This window comes from Okeania hirsuta, from assembly GCF_003838195.1.
Classification (GTDB): Bacteria; Cyanobacteriota; Cyanobacteriia; order Cyanobacteriales; family Microcoleaceae; genus Okeania; species Okeania hirsuta.
Map to the genome: position 1 here is coordinate 1 of NZ_RCBY01000631.1, position 898 is coordinate 898.

Consider the following 898-nt stretch of genomic DNA (forward strand, 5'->3'; position numbering starts at 1 on the left):
ACAACTCATGGAAGTTGTCCTACAATTACGATTTCAAGTCACAACTCCCTCCCGTGTAATACTGCTACAGGTAAAGTTCGTAGACCTTCATCCATACTGAATAGTAAGGTATCGATATTAGCGGCTTCTAATTCTGCTGATATGGGTCTAATGAGCCAATTGTACAATTGTTGTGCTGGTGGCAAGTAGCTTTGAGTATTACGACGGGAGGGAGTTGTGACTTGAAATCGTAATTGTAGGACAACTTCCATGAGTTGTTGGCGATTAGCTGCCGGAACAGTTTTGAGGATGGGGTCGCTATCTGGTGTGTATAATACCAGTTGCAGTTCTTCTGGGTAAGCTGTGACATAGATAATTGCTGAATTTTTGCCTGTTTCACGGGCGATGTCTGTCAGCACTTCCCGGATATTTTTTATGGATGTATTTTGAGTTGATAGGTCTTCTCCAAAGTTGTCTGTCAGCGCTCCCCCGTTTTTTATGGATATATTTTGAGTTGATAGGTCTTTTCCAAAGTAGTTAGTGAATGAATTGTTCCGATTTTTCTCTAAGGCAGTCAAGGTTTGAAAGTTAGCAGCAACAGTTAGGGGAGTATTGTTAATAATATTGATGTTTTGTAAAGCTGTTGTAGTGTCGGTGTTGATATTAATTTGTTGGCGATCGCTCTTTTTGTTTGGCAGATTAGGATTATTGGTTGTGCTGATGGTACTGTTACTCTGTATTGACTGGATAATATTAGTGGTGGTCGGATTTGAGATTGGGTTGTCAAATTGTAAAATATTATTTGTTGGAATAGCTGGAGTTGTTGTTGGTTGCACTAGGTTTGATGCTGCTGGAATGCTTGGATTTGTTAGTGTCTGAGGTGATTGTTGTGGCAAAGTATTGTCTATTGGTATTGATG

The 898-nt window shown here is 39.9% G+C and carries 1 protein-coding gene; it reads right to left on the reverse strand.

What is annotated here, in order from left to right:
• Window positions 1-38 precede the first annotated feature (38 nt).
• Window positions 39-898: CHAT domain-containing protein (locus D5R40_RS33345; RefSeq protein WP_153183540.1), on the reverse strand; the 860-nt coding region annotated here is incomplete at its 5' end.